Genomic DNA, 16887 nt, shown 5'->3' on the forward strand with positions numbered 1-16887 from the left:
CCTAACCGTTCAGCAAAGCACGTTCTAAAATGACACCTGCCTGATGCTGCCCTTCTAAATCTCTTTCACCAGAAAATTTCAACACCCGATCCATGTTGGTAATCACCACAATGATCATGCTTTCTTTTCCTTGGCTATGAATATAAGACAGATCCATCTGCGCGATTTTCGTATCCGCTGTGACTTTATCGCCTGCTTTAACGGATACATCGAAGCCTTTACCGTCTAATGTCACCGTATCAATTCCCATATGAACTAGAACCTCCACACCATTGCTGGTTTGAATCCCAATGGCATGCTTCGAAGGAAAGACAGTAGTCACAGTTCCGCTAACTGGTGCATAAACCGCACCATCAACAGAATTAATCGCAAAGCCGTCACCCATCATTTTCGTTGAGAAAACTTCGTCTGGTACATCCTCTAAAGGAATATAATCGCCTTTTGCCACAGCATGCAATGCGACTTCATTAGTCAACTCATCGGCTTCTGCTTGTTCAGCTGGAACCAGCATATAGGTAATCACAAATGAAGAGATCAACGCGATCAAGATTCCTAGTACCGCAAAAATAAAGTACTGACCAATGTATGCTGGCAGGCTGAAAATGCTTGATAAAATATAGCCATAGATACGTACACCGAAGAAACTGATAAAGGCAGATGCCACAGAACTACCGACTGTTGCGGCAATGAAGGCTTTTTTGTATTTTGACAAAATCCCGAATAATGCCGGCTCCGTGATTCCTAACAAACCAGAAACAGCGGATGATAAAACAAGTGATTTATCTTCTTTTGATTTGACTTTTGTATAGATCGCCGCTGTGGCACCAGTGATCGCCATGTTCGCCATAAACATCATTGGCATCAGCATGTCATAACCTTGGTTGGCAAAGTTCTGTAAAGCAATCGGTGTCATCGCATGATGCAGACCTGTAAAGATCGCAATCGGACGAATCGCACCAACGACAATTCCTGCCAATACTGGTGAGATTGAAAACAGCCATGCCACGCCAGCAGCCAATAGATTTCCTAAATGAATACTAATTGGCCCGATAATCGTCAATGTAACTAATCCTGCAACAAACAAAGAAATAGTTGGCGTAAAGACCGTCCGTAATACCTGCGGCAGAACTTTATCAACCCAACGATAGATATAGCTCAGCGCCAATACTGCGAAAATAATTGGAATAACGGTTCCCGCATAATTGAAGACCGGCACAGGAACGACGCCGAATAGTTTAAAGGCCGAGATCGAGCCTTCAGCTACCGCATTTGTCATCGTCGGAAATTGCAATGTTGCCGCAATCGCCACCGCTAAATATTGATTTGTTTTAAAAATACGAGCAGCCGATGCCGCGACAAAGAATGGCAAGAAGGTAAAGACACCACTGGCGATCATATCAATGATCAAGTACGTATCCGTTTGGTTTGAGATGACATTCAAAGCAACTAGCCCAGCCATTAATCCTTTGATCATTCCTGCTCCAGCGATCGCCGGAACGATTGGACCAAAAACGCCGGAAACAGTATCCATGAATAAGGACACAGCTCCTTTTTTCTCGCCGTCACCTTGCTGACTATTTTCATCCAATCCTAACGCCTTAGCGATGGGTGCAAAATACTCCGCTACGTCTGTTCCGATCACTACCTGCAGTTGATCACTTTGATATTTCGTTCCAACCACTTTCGTTATCTTCTCAAGACCAGCGTAATCTACCAATTTTTCGTCTTTTAGATTGAAACGCAGCCTGGTCATACAATGCCAAGCATTATTGATATTTTCTGCACCGCCGACATTTTTAATAATTTGTTTCGCTACATCCTCATGCTTCACTTTTTCTTCCTCCTTATTCGTGTTAGTGAATTAATTTTTCACAGAAAAATTAGTCCGTTTCGAATGCCGTATATCATTCAACTAAAGCGTTCAAACTAGTGGTTTGCTAAATCTTCGAAATTGATTTCTCTTTTCGTAAACTGCAAAAAGTTGAACTGACATCCTTATTCGTGTTAGTGAATTAATTTTTCACAGAAAAATTAGTCCGTTTCGAATGCCGTATATCATTCAACTAAAGCGTTCAAACTAGTGGTTTTCTAAATCTTCGAAATTGATTTCTCTTTTGATAAACTGCAAAAAGTTGAACTGACATCCTTATTCTTCGAAACGCAAGTAAATGTGTTTCCGTTTTCACCCACATAGTAGCATGGTCAACCGCTCTTGTAAAACCAGTCCTTTTTGTCTAAAAATAAAAAAAAATAGCTTTATATCAACGTTTTGATAAATTCAATTAAAAAATTGGACTGCTTTTACGTGCTTTAACTCCTTTTTTTTAGACCAAATTGACAGCCCTATCATTTACATGTTTCAATGAGCATGCAAACGAATCTTATCTATGTACATTGGAGTGAAGAAAATGACACCTACTATCATTACAGATATAAAAAGCTTCGCCATCAAACCTGATCGCCATAATTTATTAGTGGTCAAGGTAGAAACGAACAAGGGCGTCTCCGGCGTCGGCTGCGGAACGTTTCAATTCCGGCCATTAGCCGTTCAAACAGTCGTGGAAGAATACTTAAAACCCTTATTGATTGGAAGAGACGCGAATCAAATCGAAGACATTTGGCAAGTGATGAATGTCAATTCCTATTGGCGCAACGGACCCATCACCAATAATGCCATCTCAGGTGTCGATATGGCTCTGTGGGATATCAAGGGCAAGCTGGCAGACATGCCATTATATCAATTACTCGGTGGGAAAGCGCGGACCGCAATTCCAGCTTATACCCATGCAGTAGCAGATAACCTAGATGAACTGTATAGCGAGATCGACAAATTCTTAGCAGAAGGCTATCGTTACATTCGCTGTCAATTGGGCTTTTACGGCGGCAATCCAAGCAAGCTGGAAACGCCTGAAAAACCACTTGAGGGCTCTTATTTTGATCAAGAAGACTATATGCAGACGACATTAGACATGTTCGAAAGCATTCAAAACAACTACGGCAGCCAGTTTCAAATGCTCCATGATGTCCATGAACGTCTTCATCCCAATCAAGCCATCAAATTTGCGAAGGCTGCAGAAAAATACAATCTCTTTTTCTTAGAGGATATCCTGCCGCCAAACCAAAATGAATGGTTGGCGCAATTACGCAGTCAATCAGTGACACCGATCGCAACCGGCGAATTGTTCAATAATCCGATGGAGTGGAAGGAATTGGTTCGCAATCGTCACATTGATTACATGCGTGCTCATGTTTCCCAAATCGGCGGGATCACTCCAGCCTTAAAATTGGCTCACTATTGTGAAGCGATGGGTATCCGAATCGCTTGGCATACACCCTCCGATATTACACCAGTTGGGTTAGCGGTGAATACCCATTTGAACATTCACTTGCATAATGCTGCGATCCAGGAAAACATCGATGTTCCTGCGAACACACAAAAAGTCTTTGGCAATATTCCAACTCCAGAAAAGGGCTTCTTTTATCCCATCGAAGAAAGCGGCATCGGTGTGACCTTCAATGAAGAATTGGCCGCCGAGTATCCAGTCGTTTATCGCACTCACGAATGGACACAAAGCCGGACACCGGATGGAACGATTGTAACACCATAAAAATAAAAGCAATGACCCTTACTTCTGCCTTCGAAGTGCGGGTCATTTTGTTTGTAATAAGATTTCTAATCAATCCGCGACCGATGAATCTCACGGTCAAAGGGTCGAATATACGTTACAGAATAATCGATCGCCACAATGCTGCTGTATTCAAAGATCTGCCCATCCTCCAAAATGGCTCGATTCGTAATCTGCATCGCGGGTGTTCCGCGTTTACAGAGCAGCAGCTTGGACTGCTCCTTGGAGGTTGTGATGGGGTCATAGCTGGTAATGTAATGAGAGATGCGGTAGCCCTTCTGCTCCACATAGTTTTGAATCGAATGCTCTACCACTTCCTGAGATAAGTCAGGAAACATCGAGACCGGCATCTTTGAGATTTCTAACTGTTCGATTTTGTAATTGACGATCCGAATCCGCTCAAACGTCCAGATTTCCTCGCCTTCATTGATTTGAAAGATTTTCTGTTCATCTAAGGTGGCAGGTGTTTTCTTTAATTCGATCATTTTTGAATCAATCCGATCATAGGGTGTTCGAGTCAGCGAATTGAAGATCAGCGGGTTTTTCACCCACTTCTCGTGAACGAAAATCCCTGACCCCTGAACGACGCGGACGATTCCGATTTCCTCTAAATTTTTCACTGCCTGCTGAATCGTAAAGCGGGAAACGCCATAGATTTCCGCTAACTTCCGCTGATTCGGCAATTTTCCATTATTAAATTCTTCCTGATAGATTTTACTCAATAAGTCTTGAACGATGAATTCACGCTTTTTCATAAAGGGCTCCTTTATTCTGCTTTCACTGACTATCTTAACAAAAATCAAAAAAACAAACGACCTTCTGTTTAGCAAAAGGTCGTTTGTTGGACGTTTAATAAATCAATTCTAAGAAATCTTCTTTGGTGATATTACCAAAGTAGTGAGTTAAGTCAATCTGATCAATGCATTCTTCTAGGGCTTTTTTATCGTAGCGCGTACCAATCAGTTGATCCTCAACATCCTTGATCTCGCCTAAGCCAAAGAAATCACCGAAGATTTTGGCTTTTTCGATCTTACCATTGGCAACGTCTAAGCGAACTTCAATCGAACCGATAGCGAAACGTTTTTGACGCTCCAAGTTGAACTCTGGTGAACGGCCATAATTCCAATCCCAGTTTTTGTAGTAGTCTTCCGAGATTTGATTGATTGCTTTCCAATCTTCCTCATTCAACTCATGAGTTTTCACTTGGTCCACACTATCTACACCAAAAATCTGCAAAAGAATCGCTTGGCGAAATTCCTCTGTCGTCATGGCTTGTTTATCAGCCGGTAAGTAATCTTTGATGTTCGTCACACGAGAACGGATCGATTTGATGCCTTTGGATTCGATCTTATCTTTCTTAACTTTTAAGGCATTCACGACTTCATCAATATCACTATCAAACATCAAGGTTCCATGAGCAAACATCCGACCATTTGTTGAGTACATGGCATTTCCAGAGAATTTCTTGTCGTCAATCACAAGATCATTCCGACCTTTTAATTGTGCCCCTTCAATCCCCAACTTATGCAAGGCTTCAACGATTGGCTCCGTCAATTTTTTGAAATCTCTAAAGGAGTTGCCATCATCTGGCATGATGAAGCTAAAGTTCAAATTTCCAAGATCATGATACACAGCGCCTCCGCCACTTAAGCGGCGAACGACATGAATCCCTTTTTCGTCCACATACTCTTTATTGATTTCCTCGATCGTATTTTGATTACGACCAATGATAATCGACGGTTCATTGATGTAAAAAAGCAAGATTGGTTCATCGAGCGGCATATTTTGTAATAAATACGTCTCGATGGCAAGGTTTACTCGTGGATCACGTTCTTTGTCATTTGGTACATATAGCATGGTTCCAACTCCTCTTTTTCTTATATTTCAAAAACTTTGTGGGGCTGAGCCAATTCAACGGGAATTTCCCCGCTAACGGCTGCAGCTTGTTGACGCAGCTCTTCCAGATCACCGTGTTGCGGTAAATGAGTCAAGACTAGCTTTTTGACTGCGGCATTTTTAGCAAATGTCCCCGCTTCGCCTGCGGTAAAATGAGCTTTATGATTTTCATTGCCATTAAACAAATACGTGTCCGCTAAAAATAGATTGGCGTCCTTGGCAAATTCATTAAAGGATTCCAAATACCCAGAATCACCAGTAAAGACAAAAACAGCTCCGGTTTTTTCTTCCACAAAGCGCATCGCATAGCAAGGCACCGGATGAATCGTCTTCATAAACGTAACAAGAAACGGTCCAAGTTTCAATTCTTCTGCTTCAAAGTAGGAACGACCTTCCGTTACACCTTCCATGGTCAAATCGTTGAAATGAAATTCGTCTTCTGTATGTCCATAAATCGGCAAAATAGGCTTAGGTGTTTGCGTTGGATAAAGCTGCCAATAATATTGCAGCACCCCAAGATCCGCTATGTGATCATGATGGTAGTGCGTCAAAATCACCGCATCCAAGTCTAGCGGATCAAGTTCCTTCTCCAATTCCACCAGGGTCGAACTACCAGCATCCAGTAATAAGTTAAAACCATCAGCCTGCAGCAAATAGCTGGTGGTTCCTTGACCTTCATAAGGATATGCACCTAAACAACCGAGTACGGTCAGTTTCATGCTAATTCCCCCTGATCAATTTTTTCCTTCAAGGCTTGGTCATAAAAAGCAGCACTCGCCGTATTTACATAGACCGCTACGAAAAGCAGACCTACGATCAATGCGACAAACCCTAGAATGTACCAGCCGATGAATGACAATTGCAATAAGATATATTTACCCCAGCGATCCTTCAATAAGACCCAAGCACGTTTGATACAATCAGCCACACTCAAATCGGGATAATCAAATTTCACCCAAACAGCGAATTTAAAGATGATACTAATAATTGTTGTTACAAGTAAAAATAGTAACGTTGAGATGACATAAAGTCCTAATACACCAATGTTCATCAGCGTAGAAACACTTTCTGTGTTCGTCGTTAATCCACCAGTTGAAATCAGCGAGATATATACACTGCTACCTGCTTGTAGCAGTAATGGAATGAAAAAGATCGCTGCCAAAACATATTGTACAATTTGAGCAAGAATATTGATGATCATCAACGGAACATAATATCCCTGCTGAAAAACAACAAAAATTTGACCCAGTTCAGCTCGGCCACCCCGTACGACATACAAGCTGACATAATATAATGAGTAGCTAAAAGCAAAAAGTACCAGAATACTCAATAAAAATGAGATTCCTAATTGAAAATTTGTATTGTCAGTCATCGTTGAAACATTACTAATTGCTGCTGTCAGCAGTCCAACGATCACCACTAACCCTACATTAATTCCCCATTGACCATTAAGACGGTCTTTCGCCATTTGACGATAACCACCAAGACGCATAAAAACACTCCTTCTTCGTTTTAAAGTAATTATTTTTTCCTTCCGAAAAAATAAGTTTGATGCTCAGGCCGTATACTATCCGACTAAAGCTCACTACTACTATTGAGCTAGCTCGTAGTTAAGTTTGAATTTTTCTAACCAAAAAATTCAAAAGATTCTCGTACGCATACCATTTTTCTAATTACGCTAAAGCGCAAAGAAAAACTGGCAAAAGTTGGACTAGCATCCTTTTTCATAGGCAACAGCAGTCTCCTATGACTCTGCTAATTTGGCTATTTCTTCGTTTAATTTCTTTATTTTTTGTTCAATTCGTTGTTTTTCAGGTGCAATTGAAACATTTGCAAAGGTTAATCGCTTAAATGTTTGCAATTCCTTTTTTAAATGATCCACTTCTGTACGTTTTGTATCTATCTTCGTAGTCAAATTACATTTCTCCTTTGACAAGAACCGAGGGACATAAAACAAACAACAACCTGTCTCAGTTAAAGAAACTAGTAATTCTTGATTTCTCCAACTGTATCATAGTCTAAACGAGCAACAACTTCCGTCACTAATTTGACCGTATTAAAATAATCCTCTTCGTGAATAATCGAGGTATGTGAATGCAAGTAACGGACTGGTACTGTGATAGCTAATGAAGGAACACCGTCACGCGTCAAGTGCATTTGACCAGCATCGGTTCCGCCGCCAGCAATCACTGTATATTGGAATGGAATTTCTAATTCTTCAGCAACATCGATCACGAAATCCAATAATTTTTTATGAGGAACCATCGAGGCATCATAGATTAGAATTTGTGGACCTTTTCCAAGAACGGAATCCGCCTCTTTTGGTGTCATCCCTGGTGTATCACCTGCGGTACCTGTATCTAACGCAAACGCGATATCAGGATTTACGATATGAGAACTTGTCCGAGCTCCTCGTAACCCAACTTCTTCCTGGACGTCACTGCCGGCAAACAGTACGTTATGATGCTCCCGTTTCGATAAATTCTCTAAAACACGTAAAGCCACAGCTGTCCCTATACGATTATCCCATGCTTTTGCCAATAAGAATTTCGAATCATTCATTCGTTGATATTGAATATAGGGTGTCACCATATCGCCAGGACGAATGCCCCATTCTTTGGCTTCTTCCGCACTTGATGCTCCGATATCAATAAACATATCTTTGATCTCAAATGGTCGTTTGCGAGCCTCTGGAGTCAATACATGCGGTGGCTTTGAGCCAATTACGCCATGAATAATTTTTCCTTTACGGGTTTTGATTTCAACTTGTTGTGCCAGCATCACTTGATTCCACCAGCCGCCAATCGTTTGAAATTCTAAAAAGCCTTTTTCGGTGATCTTGGTAACCATAAAACCAACTTCGTCCAAATGTCCTGAAATGAAGACTTTTGGTCCGCCACCGCCGCCGTGCTTCGCGATCACACTGCCTAAACCATCAAAGAAAATATCGTCAGCAAAATCCTTCGCATAATTTTTAAAAACCTCTCTGACCTCGTCTTCATTACCCGCGATACCGCGCGCTGAAGTTAAATCGATCAATAGTTGCTCTTCCTGTTTTTCCACACTTACTCCTCCTGCTTTACCTCAAAATATGCTGCTATTCCAGCCTGGATATCCCTAATAATAATTGCTTACTTTATGAAAGAACGATCCGATATCCAACCATCATAAACTCAGTATACCATTGTCAAAAAATTCTGCGAAGTATGTTGTATAATCACTACGAGGTGATTGAATGGGACGTTTACTAGCAATCGAACTAACAATGATGGTAATGATTGAAAATGAGGAAGGAGAAATCTTGGTTCAGGATCGCAAAAAGAAGGATTGGCCTGGTTGGACCTTTCCAGGTGGTCATGTGGAACAAGAAGAAGGCAGCTACAAAGCTGCTTTACGTGAGATCAAAGAAGAAACCGGATTGGTGATTCAACCGACCCTACAAGGAACAGCCGAATGGAATAATCTAACTAAGAAGACGCGGGAGCTGGCTTTTCTCTATACAGCACTAGTCAAAAAGCAAAGCTTGCCTAAAAATCTCTTTTGGATTAAAAAGGCTGATCTTGGCACACACAATCTTGCAGGAACCTTGAATGAGTTATTGCCCATCTTCTTTGGTGACGAACAACAAATTTACTTTGAAGTATAAAGAAGGAGCTGATCCAAAAGTTTAAAATACTTTTGGATCAGCTCCTTTTCACGAATAAACGGCGACTCATAAGTTGCTTCTGTGAAAAACAAGCCGAAAATCCACAAAAATGTAAAAAGTAATTTTCGGAATTTCATTCTTATTTCTCGACACTGAATATTTATGTCTTGACCTCTTCTTTATACTTGATTCATTTTATAGGTTAAACTGCCTTTTTCCCGCATGGTGATTAAATGGATCACCCAAAACGCCGCTGCAAAAGCTAGTAAAATACCCGTTTGAAATAAAAAGGTGTCTAGAAAGGATTGATTGAACGCCACTGTTTTCCCAATCAATTCATTGTTTTGCGCAAACCAATAGGTAGGCGTAAAAGCCGCAATCTTATTCACCACATTTGGCAAATACTCGCTTGGTACAAAGACTCCACCCACAAAACAGCTTCCCATAATGAAAATATTATTGATTCCCGCTATGGCATCTTCATTTTTCATCAAACTGGTCACCATAACCGAAAAACCGACGATAGCAGCGAAGAACGCCAATGAATTCAATACGAAATACCCGACCACCTGATCAAAGCGGTTCCGCGTAACCAACATAACAAAAGCTAAAAAGATTACCCAACAAAAGATCGAATAGGCTAAGGTCCCAATCGAGAGTTTTCGTGACAGCTTGCGACGAGAGACAGGAGAGCAGCTATTACGACGACTAATTTCTTCCCGATTAAAGGCCAAGTTTATAACTGCATAGCCGCTAAAAATAGACATAAACATCCCGTAGGCCAATAAATTGTAAATTTGCCCAGACACACGTTGGCGTTTCTTATTGTGATACGTCGAATCAAAATGGACTTTACCTTCTTTGCTCAATGTCTTCCGTGTCCTCTTCAACAGATTCTTTTGACTTTCCTCAGGCAGCTGTTTTTGATAGGTCAAATAAGTATTCATAAAATTATTGACCGTCGTATCCACCAGCGATTTGGAAAAGGTAGCTGGCCTAGTCTTGCTGACCAATTTCACACCTTCTCCTCGTCCTAATTTTTCCGAAAAATCTTTTGGAATCTCTAAGATGTATTGTACCTCATCAAAATACAAGGCATCGTCTAATTTTTTTTGCGAGGTATCCTTTAATTTTACGATCGTATGCTGCTCGCCTAAATAATCGACCAGTCCTTTTTCGATCGCAGAATTATCTTTTGATAGAATTGTGATTTTCGCACCGGTCAACTCTTCCGCGTCCTTCGTTAATTGTCCAGCATAGAAAAAAGTGATCACAGCCATGATAATGATTCCTAACAGCAAGCTGCCTTTTTTCTTTTTTAGAATTTCCAGAATTGCCTTATAAGTGGTCATATTGCACCTTCCTTTCAAAAGAATAGTTAAGCAGGATAAATACTACGCCAAATCCAGCCAACCAAATTAAATTGGCATAAAACGGCTTCAGTGATTGATAGTAGAATAGCTGATACAAACTTTCACTGATTAAATTCACGATATTTATTCGACTCAAAAACGGCAAGTTGACATCAATCCAATATTTAATCGATTGTGACCCCATCATCCCGGCAAGAAAGCTCATAATCATAGATATCGAAATCCCTATCGAAATTTTTTGCTGAAAATCCAATTTCGCAAAAAGATTCCCTATCAATGTTCCGAATGAAATCGAGGTAAACGTTCCTAACCCACAAACAAGCAAAATGTAGTTCCAATGATCCCCAAACTCGACTTGATACACAAATCGATAGAACATTAAAATGAATATGGCCTGAATAAAGAACAAGACAAAGCTTGCCAGCATATTCGCAAAGGAAACAAGCAACTTATTTCGTGGAATCAAACATAACCGAATGCCCTCAGGTGATTGATTGGCTTGTTGATCATTCGCATTGCGTAGCCCCCACATGAACCCATACATGATTGTCATTCCGATTAATGTGAAAAAGTAAAAGGATTTTAAATTGAAATTTCCAGTTCCATTACCATCTTTTACATAGCTTCCCTGTTGCAGCAACTGGCTTACCTCTTGTGGCTGGACATTGCCAGCTGCTAGTAATGTTTCTGCTTTATTGGTATTTTGCAGATATTGACTCAAGACCTCTTTTAAGACTGTCTGCTGCGTATCGCTCTTACTAACAAACAGTTCGATACTTTTAGCATCAATTATAAAGTACCCAGAGAGATTGTCGTTGGATAGTTCTTCTTGCGCTTTTTCTTTCGTCATTCTTTTACTTTTAAAAAGCCGTTTTCCGTCCTGTTTGATTTCCTTTAGCACATTCTCAAACTGTTCTTGATTGTCTTCGTTGGTAGAAACGATCCCCACTGTAGACTGCTCAACTTTCCCCATTTGATCAAGATCACTAAACGCGAGATTGAATAATAGTCCTAAGACGATTGGAAAAGCAAACGTCCAAAAAAGTAAGCTGCGATTTCTTAACAGCACACGTAATCGATAGATAAATAAACGAATAAACATGTTGGCTCTCCCTCCTAATCTCTCAATTCTTTTCCAGTAATTTCTAAGAAGACATCATTCAAGGTTGCTTCTTGTGTATGGATGTTGGCATACATAATGCTTTCGGCTTCAAAATAATTCAAGATCGGCAATAACGCCTCCTTAAGCTCTTTCGTTGTCACACTTAAATAATTTTCATCATAGGCTACTTCGATAATTGATGGAAAGGCGCCAACTGTTTCAACTTGTTGCCGCGTTAAACCAGGAACCTCAATAATCAATTTTTCATTTTCACGAACCATATTCTTCAGTTGTTCCTTGCTGCCTTCCGCAATGACTTGACCTTGATCAATAATCACAATGTGGTTGCATAAAATTTCTACTTCTTCCATATAATGAGTCGTATAAACAATCGTCGCTCCCTGTCGATTTAATTCTTTGATGCTATCCAAAATTTTATTTCGACTTTGAGGATCGACGGCCACAGTTGGTTCATCTAGAAAGATCAATTCAGGCTTATGCACAATTCCACAGGCAATATTTAAACGTCGTTTCAACCCGCCACTTAGTTGTTTCGGGTAAAATTTACGGAATTCCTCTAAGCCAACAAGTTGAATCACTTCTTCGACATATTGTTCCCGTTTGGCTTTTTCTTGAATGTACATTCCGCAAAAATAGCTGATATTGTCTGTCACAGTTAATTCTTCAAAAAGAGCAATCTCCTGTGGAACAACCCCGATTTTTTGCTTAATGCTATATTTTTCCGGACCCATTTCTTCTCCAAAAATCTTGATTGACCCGCGATCATAGGTCAGTAATGAAAGAATGCAATTAATAGTTGTCGATTTACCACTGCCATTCGGTCCAAGCAACCCTAAAATTTCTCCCTTTTTTACAGATAAATTTAGATGATTCAAAGCAGTAAAATCACCATAACGTTTTACTAAATTTTCGATTTCGATCAACATTTGAAAAACCCCTTTTCCTTTTCTTCTTACATTTACTATAATAAAATTAGAAACTTTCTAATAGTGAGTTTGCGCCAATTATAGAATGACAAATGTCATTTTAATTGGCTCGACCATACCTATAGTGATGATTTGATTTCTTTAATACAAAGTAGGAGTTGCAATGAAAAATTTAAATAGTTATTGGATGGATTTTTTCTTTCTAGAATTGATTGGTACTTTGCTGCTTTTTCAACAGAATTTCAAACCCCAAATGGTCGTCTACCTGCTTGCCAGCATTCTTTTAGCTGGGCCTGCGCTATTGTTGAAACAGAGCTTAGGGCAAGCCTTAGGTGTTTTTCCTTTAGTGATCCTGAGCTTTTTCTGGCCAAACTTGCTTCTGTTTCTACCGGCAAATCTGCGGATTGCTTGGCGGACAGATATTCTTTGGAGTTGGGCACTGATTGTCTTAGCCATCCCCTTACTGCAAGATGCTTATTCCGTGCCTGAGCGTCTCTTAATTTTAATTTTGAGTTGCTTTGCAATCCTTTTATCTTGGCGAGGAAAAACGCAAAACGAGGTAAAGGAAGCTTTGCTCCAGCTAAAGGATGACAGCTGGGAAAAACAAGAATTGTTAAAACAGAAAAATCAAGAGTTGATTCAGTCTCAAGAAACCTTTATCGACTTAGAGATTTCCGAAGAACGCAATCGTATCGCTCGCGACATCCATGATAATGTCGGCCATTTATTATCAAGTGCCATCATTCAGCTTGGAGCGATCGAAGCCATTAATCAAGCGGACGGATTAAAAAAACCGCTGGACCAATTACGAACCACGATTCATACGGGGATGGATAATATTCGCGAAAGTGTCCATGATCTTCATGAGACCTCGCTTTCTTTTTCAAAAGGATTGGAGTTATTAATAGAAGAATTTCAATTTTGTGACGTTGAGATTCGTGGTAAAATTCCAGAAGGTATGAAACAGGAACAAGAGCGAACACTGCTTATGATTCTGAAGGAAGCCCTGGCTAATGTAATGAAACATAGTAATGCAACTAAAGTCACCCTCTCCTTTAATGAGCTGCCTGCCTTTTATCGGATGCAGATTCTTGATAACGGAACCCTCCCTAAAAAAAGCGGAGATGGCATTGGTTTAAAAAGCATGCGCCAACGAGTAGAACAAATAAAGGGACAGCTTCACGTCTCACAAACTCCGAATCATTTTTTGATTCATATCGTTTTACCAAAAGCTACCCAAACAGCCCTTCACAGAAGCCCTTGATAAAACCACACGGATAAATCTAGTTCAGAAAGATATTGTTTAGATTATGAGGAGGAACACCGCTATGATTCGCGTTGTTGTTGTAGATGATGATCCGTTAGTAACGGAATCATTAAAGACGATTTTAGAAATATCCGAAGAGATCCACGTTGTTGGTACCGGTAACTCGGCATCAGAAGCAGTTAAGTTGTATTTGCAGGAACACCCTGATGTTTTATTGACCGATATTCGAATGGGAAAAAGCACAGGTATTGAAGCCGCCAAAGAAATCTTTAAACAAGTTCCAGAAGCGGTTATCTTACTGCTAACAACCTTTTGCGATGATGACTATATTCGTGAAGCTTTACAGATCGGTGTCAAAGGCTATTTAATCAAACAGGAGCTTGCTAGTATCGTACCAGCGATCAAAGCCGTATATAACGGGCAAACCGTCTTTGGGACAGAGATTGTCGGAAAGCTCGCATTGATCTTAACAGATCAAGCTACTCAAAAGCGACCAAATATCGATTTATCTGAAAGAGAAGAAAGTATTCTAGTTGCCGTCGCTAATGGCAAAAACAATAAAGAAATCGCTCAAGAACTGTTCTTAAGTGAAGGAACGGTTCGCAACAACATTAGCCAATTACTAGATAAATTAGGTGTACGCGACCGAACCCAGCTAGCGATCTTTTACTATAAAAACTTTTAATAGACGTTGACCAAGGGCCTAAAGAATTATTTCTTAGGGCTCTTTTATTATGCTGGCTAAACAATCAAAAACTTAGTTTCTTTTCTTATTATTACGCTCATTTTTCTTTCATCTATTCCCTTTTTTTCTGTGGGCCATTCTTAAATAAAGACTGGATGTAGGCAGCTCTAGCAGTAAGCCAGTTGCGCTTTCTAGGTCTCTGCACTTCTTCCGCTGGAAGATCAAAAACAGCTAAAGAAGACTTCGTCGAAGTAATACGATCATCCCTCACGTTTGTTGACGTATTTGGTTCTGTCAAAGGGGCAGAAAGAGGCGCCTCTAGTGCATCGTTTTCTTCTGATTGCAGTGCTGGCTCCGTAAAAACGACACGAATATTTTCCAAACTAGCTACTTCTGGATGCTCCACTTGGATCATTGCCAGTAACTCTTCATCAGTGAACGTGCCAGGATTTATCCCTACTGGAACGATGATCTCTACGGTTTGTTTTTCTTTTACTTCTTGTTTGACATTTTGGACATCTGCCACTTGTTGTTCGTCTTCGTTTAATGTCTCTTTTGTTCCTGGGCGTTTCGCTTTAAGAATTCTTGCAAAGCGTCTTACACCGTCAGCCGTTTTAAAGAGCTCTACCGTTGTTAGAATCTCTAAAATTTTATAAATGTCGGCCTTTGAGCGTGTTTCATCTGCGTCCGCAATCGTCAAAGTATGTTTTTTTCCTGATGTATCTTCAAATGTAGAAATAATCCGAAGAGCCAACTCTGAATTGTTCACCGCTTCCGTACCAGGAGTGTCCAAAAGTTTTTTATAGGAACGAGCTTTCTCAGACAAACGATAATAATTCTTTTTGTTTCTAAATAAACGATGAACAACTCTATCCCAATCACTGCTTTTTTTGAAATAGTCCTTAAAATATGCGCAGTATTCCCGCAACACATCCGTAGGTTCAGCCGTCAGAAGTATGTCACAAATCAATTCTCGACAAACAAACGAATAATCACTAACAACCAGCGAATTTCGTACCATTAGAATAACTAAATACTTAATTAGTGCTGATATATTGTTAGAAAACTCGAAATAGCTGATAATCTTGGCTTCAAGTGTCTCGCGTTTCATACCGAATAGCTGTCTCTGTAAAAGTGGGGTTTTCTGCTCAATTGTTCTCACGTAAATCGCTCCTTTTTAGTGTTGAATTCGCTTTCTTCATGAATATCATAACGCTATAAACCTAAAATAGCGATTCTTAAATTTTTCGTTGGAATAAAGAAAAAAAGTGTTTCCCCATTTTTTTAGTCATTTTTTGATAAAAATAAAATAACTATTAAAACAAAACAGTTATCTTAATTGTCAATTATTTTTCGACCTAAAAAAAGCAGCGTTAAACTTTTTTTAGTCATAACGCTGCTCTAATTTTTGTTTGTGAATTGTCATTATTTCTTGTAAAGAAATTCCGTATTTATCCGCTATGATAAATACATTATCTAAAACATCCCCTAATTCTTCTGTCAGATTTTCCAATGCCTTTGATGGATCCGATTGTGCCTCATCAGGTCGATCGCGTCCTATTTCGATCGTGCGAATTGCGCGACTAACTTCGCCAACTTCTTCTGTTAAAAAGTTCGACCGAATAAAAGAATCGTATTGATACCAATTTCTTTTCTTGTAAAACGCACCGATCCATTCTTGATATTCCTGAATGTCCAAAAAATCACTCCTCACATTTACAAACATATGTTCTGCCTATATGATATACTACTAACAATAGAAATGGAAGTGAGGGATTATTTTGAACATTATTGTTTATTGTGGTGCAGGAAACGGCAATGATCCTAGTTATCAAAAGACTACTGAAAAATTTGGTGAATGGATCGCTGAAAAAAAGCATACTTTGGTCTACGGCGGAGGGAAGGCTGGTTTGATGGGAATCATTGCTGATTCTGTATTAAAGAATCAAGGACGGGTAATCGGCGTAATGCCTACCTTCTTGATGGAGAGAGAACTAGCTCACCAAAATTTGACAGAAATGCATATCGTTCAATCCATGTCTGAGCGAAAACAAAAAATGTTGGCGCTAGGCGATGCCTGTATCGCTTTACCTGGTGGTCCCGGTACACTAGAAGAGATTACCGAGATGATCTCATGGGCAAGAGTAGGGCAAAATACGAACCCCTGTGTTCTGTTTAACGAAAAAGGTTTCTATGACCCATTAAAAAACTTGTACGACAATATGGTCAAAAATGATTTTCTCACGCAAGAGGATCGCAGCAAGACGCTCTTTTCTGATTCTTTCAATGAAATCGACCAATTCATCAACAACTATACTCCTCCGACCATTCGTTCTTATTAACGA

Annotated in this window: 17 protein-coding genes; 5 read left to right on the plus strand and 12 right to left on the minus strand. The window is 39.9% G+C overall.

Translation table 11 applies throughout. The features are described from left to right. Position 1 precedes the first annotated feature (1 nt). A complete protein-coding gene (locus IGI44_RS12465) occupies positions 2-1831 on the minus strand; it encodes a glucose PTS transporter subunit IIA (RefSeq protein ID WP_438788022.1) in 1830 nt (609 codons plus the stop codon). Between the two features lie 577 nt (positions 1832-2408). Between IGI44_RS12465 and IGI44_RS12470 the strand changes: the two genes are divergently transcribed. Beyond that, entirely contained in the window at positions 2409-3608 is a 1200-nt protein-coding gene (locus IGI44_RS12470) for an enolase C-terminal domain-like protein (protein WP_438788023.1), read from the plus strand. A gap of 65 nt (positions 3609-3673) precedes the next feature. Here IGI44_RS12470 and IGI44_RS12475 read toward each other — a convergent pair whose 3' ends face one another. From IGI44_RS12475 to IGI44_RS12500, 6 genes are all read right to left on the minus strand, one after another. Then, positions 3674-4381, minus strand: a complete 708-nt coding sequence (locus tag IGI44_RS12475; protein WP_216409040.1) for a GntR family transcriptional regulator — start codon at positions 4379-4381, stop codon at positions 3674-3676. 94 nt (positions 4382-4475) lie between these two features. Next, positions 4476-5483, minus strand: a complete 1008-nt coding sequence (locus IGI44_RS12480) for a lipoate--protein ligase (protein WP_438788024.1) — start codon at positions 5481-5483, stop codon at positions 4476-4478. A gap of 20 nt (positions 5484-5503) precedes the next feature. Further along, positions 5504-6241: an MBL fold metallo-hydrolase gene (locus IGI44_RS12485; RefSeq protein WP_438788025.1), complete on the minus strand. Its 738-nt coding sequence runs from the start codon at positions 6239-6241 to the stop codon at positions 5504-5506. Continuing rightward, positions 6238-7014 (minus strand): DUF975 family protein, encoded by a 777-nt coding sequence (locus IGI44_RS12490; protein ID WP_438788026.1) that lies wholly within the window; start codon positions 7012-7014, stop codon positions 6238-6240. Before IGI44_RS12490 ends, IGI44_RS12485 begins: the two co-directional genes overlap by 4 nt. Positions 7015-7266: 252 nt before the next feature. Next, a complete protein-coding gene (locus IGI44_RS12495) occupies positions 7267-7437 on the minus strand; it encodes a hypothetical protein (protein ID WP_438788027.1) in 171 nt (56 codons plus the stop codon). 68 nt (positions 7438-7505) lie between these two features. After that, positions 7506-8585, minus strand: a complete 1080-nt coding sequence (locus IGI44_RS12500; RefSeq protein ID WP_438788028.1) for a M42 family metallopeptidase — start codon at positions 8583-8585, stop codon at positions 7506-7508. A 172-nt stretch (positions 8586-8757) separates the two neighbouring features. Between IGI44_RS12500 and IGI44_RS12505 the strand changes: the two genes are divergently transcribed. Then, on the plus strand, positions 8758-9168 hold the full coding sequence (locus IGI44_RS12505) for an NUDIX domain-containing protein (protein WP_438788029.1): 411 nt from the start codon (positions 8758-8760) through the stop codon (positions 9166-9168). A 179-nt stretch (positions 9169-9347) separates the two neighbouring features. On the opposite strand, the gene IGI44_RS12510 is transcribed toward IGI44_RS12505, so the two are convergent. Genes IGI44_RS12510 through IGI44_RS12520 form a run of 3 tightly spaced genes read right to left on the minus strand, consistent with a single transcriptional unit; the run spans position 9348 to position 12590 of the window. Then, positions 9348-10520: an ABC transporter permease gene (locus tag IGI44_RS12510; RefSeq protein ID WP_438788030.1), complete on the minus strand. Its 1173-nt coding sequence runs from the start codon at positions 10518-10520 to the stop codon at positions 9348-9350. Continuing rightward, positions 10507-11643, minus strand: a complete 1137-nt coding sequence (locus IGI44_RS12515; protein WP_438788031.1) for an ABC transporter permease — start codon at positions 11641-11643, stop codon at positions 10507-10509. Before IGI44_RS12515 ends, IGI44_RS12510 begins: the two co-directional genes overlap by 14 nt. A 14-nt stretch (positions 11644-11657) precedes the next feature. Next, entirely contained in the window at positions 11658-12590 is a 933-nt protein-coding gene (locus IGI44_RS12520) for an ABC transporter ATP-binding protein (RefSeq protein WP_438788032.1), read from the minus strand. A 163-nt stretch (positions 12591-12753) separates the two neighbouring features. On the opposite strand from IGI44_RS12520, the gene IGI44_RS12525 reads away from it, so the two are divergent. Continuing rightward, positions 12754-13854: a sensor histidine kinase gene (locus IGI44_RS12525; protein WP_438788033.1), complete on the plus strand. Its 1101-nt coding sequence runs from the start codon at positions 12754-12756 to the stop codon at positions 13852-13854. A 64-nt stretch (positions 13855-13918) separates the two neighbouring features. Beyond that, positions 13919-14542 carry a response regulator transcription factor gene (locus IGI44_RS12530; RefSeq protein WP_438788034.1) on the plus strand — a complete coding sequence of 208 codons (624 nt, stop codon included), beginning with the start codon at positions 13919-13921 and terminating at the stop codon, positions 14540-14542. 112 nt (positions 14543-14654) lie between these two features. On the opposite strand, the gene IGI44_RS12535 is transcribed toward IGI44_RS12530, so the two are convergent. Next, positions 14655-15704 carry a hypothetical protein gene (locus IGI44_RS12535; protein ID WP_438788035.1) on the minus strand — a complete coding sequence of 350 codons (1050 nt, stop codon included), beginning with the start codon at positions 15702-15704 and terminating at the stop codon, positions 14655-14657. A 222-nt stretch (positions 15705-15926) separates the two neighbouring features. Continuing rightward, positions 15927-16241 carry a MazG nucleotide pyrophosphohydrolase domain-containing protein gene (locus IGI44_RS12540; RefSeq protein ID WP_438788036.1) on the minus strand — a complete coding sequence of 105 codons (315 nt, stop codon included), beginning with the start codon at positions 16239-16241 and terminating at the stop codon, positions 15927-15929. Positions 16242-16323: 82 nt separating this feature from the next. Here IGI44_RS12540 and IGI44_RS12545 point away from each other — a divergent pair, with 82 nt between their 5' ends. Beyond that, positions 16324-16884: a TIGR00730 family Rossman fold protein gene (locus IGI44_RS12545; RefSeq protein WP_438788037.1), complete on the plus strand. Its 561-nt coding sequence runs from the start codon at positions 16324-16326 to the stop codon at positions 16882-16884. The last annotated feature ends 3 nt before the right edge of the window (positions 16885-16887 follow it).

It is taken from the genome of Enterococcus sp. DIV0756 (genome assembly GCF_051710745.1).
Classification (GTDB): domain Bacteria; phylum Bacillota; class Bacilli; order Lactobacillales; family Enterococcaceae; genus Enterococcus_A.

What these genes read in the sequence shown, in the direction of transcription:
- IGI44_RS12490 (WP_438788026.1), bottom strand. Translation starts at nt 7,014, where the DNA reads ATGCGTCTTGGTGGTTATCGTCAAATGGCGAAAGACCGTCTTAATGGT.
- IGI44_RS12530 (WP_438788034.1), top strand. Translation starts at nt 13,919, where the DNA reads ATGATTCGCGTTGTTGTTGTAGATGATGATCCGTTAGTAACGGAATCA.
- IGI44_RS12510 (WP_438788030.1), bottom strand. Translation starts at nt 10,520, where the DNA reads ATGACCACTTATAAGGCAATTCTGGAAATTCTAAAAAAGAAAAAAGGC.
- IGI44_RS12485 (WP_438788025.1), bottom strand. Translation starts at nt 6,241, where the DNA reads ATGAAACTGACCGTACTCGGTTGTTTAGGTGCATATCCTTATGAAGGT.
- IGI44_RS12525 (WP_438788033.1), top strand. Translation starts at nt 12,754, where the DNA reads ATGAAAAATTTAAATAGTTATTGGATGGATTTTTTCTTTCTAGAATTG.
- IGI44_RS12515 (WP_438788031.1), bottom strand. Translation starts at nt 11,643, where the DNA reads ATGTTTATTCGTTTATTTATCTATCGATTACGTGTGCTGTTAAGAAAT.
- IGI44_RS12470 (WP_438788023.1), top strand. Translation starts at nt 2,409, where the DNA reads ATGACACCTACTATCATTACAGATATAAAAAGCTTCGCCATCAAACCT.
- IGI44_RS12505 (WP_438788029.1), top strand. Translation starts at nt 8,758, where the DNA reads ATGGGACGTTTACTAGCAATCGAACTAACAATGATGGTAATGATTGAA.
- IGI44_RS12480 (WP_438788024.1), bottom strand. Translation starts at nt 5,483, where the DNA reads ATGCTATATGTACCAAATGACAAAGAACGTGATCCACGAGTAAACCTT.
- IGI44_RS12475 (WP_216409040.1), bottom strand. Translation starts at nt 4,381, where the DNA reads ATGAAAAAGCGTGAATTCATCGTTCAAGACTTATTGAGTAAAATCTAT.
- IGI44_RS12520 (WP_438788032.1), bottom strand. Translation starts at nt 12,590, where the DNA reads ATGTTGATCGAAATCGAAAATTTAGTAAAACGTTATGGTGATTTTACT.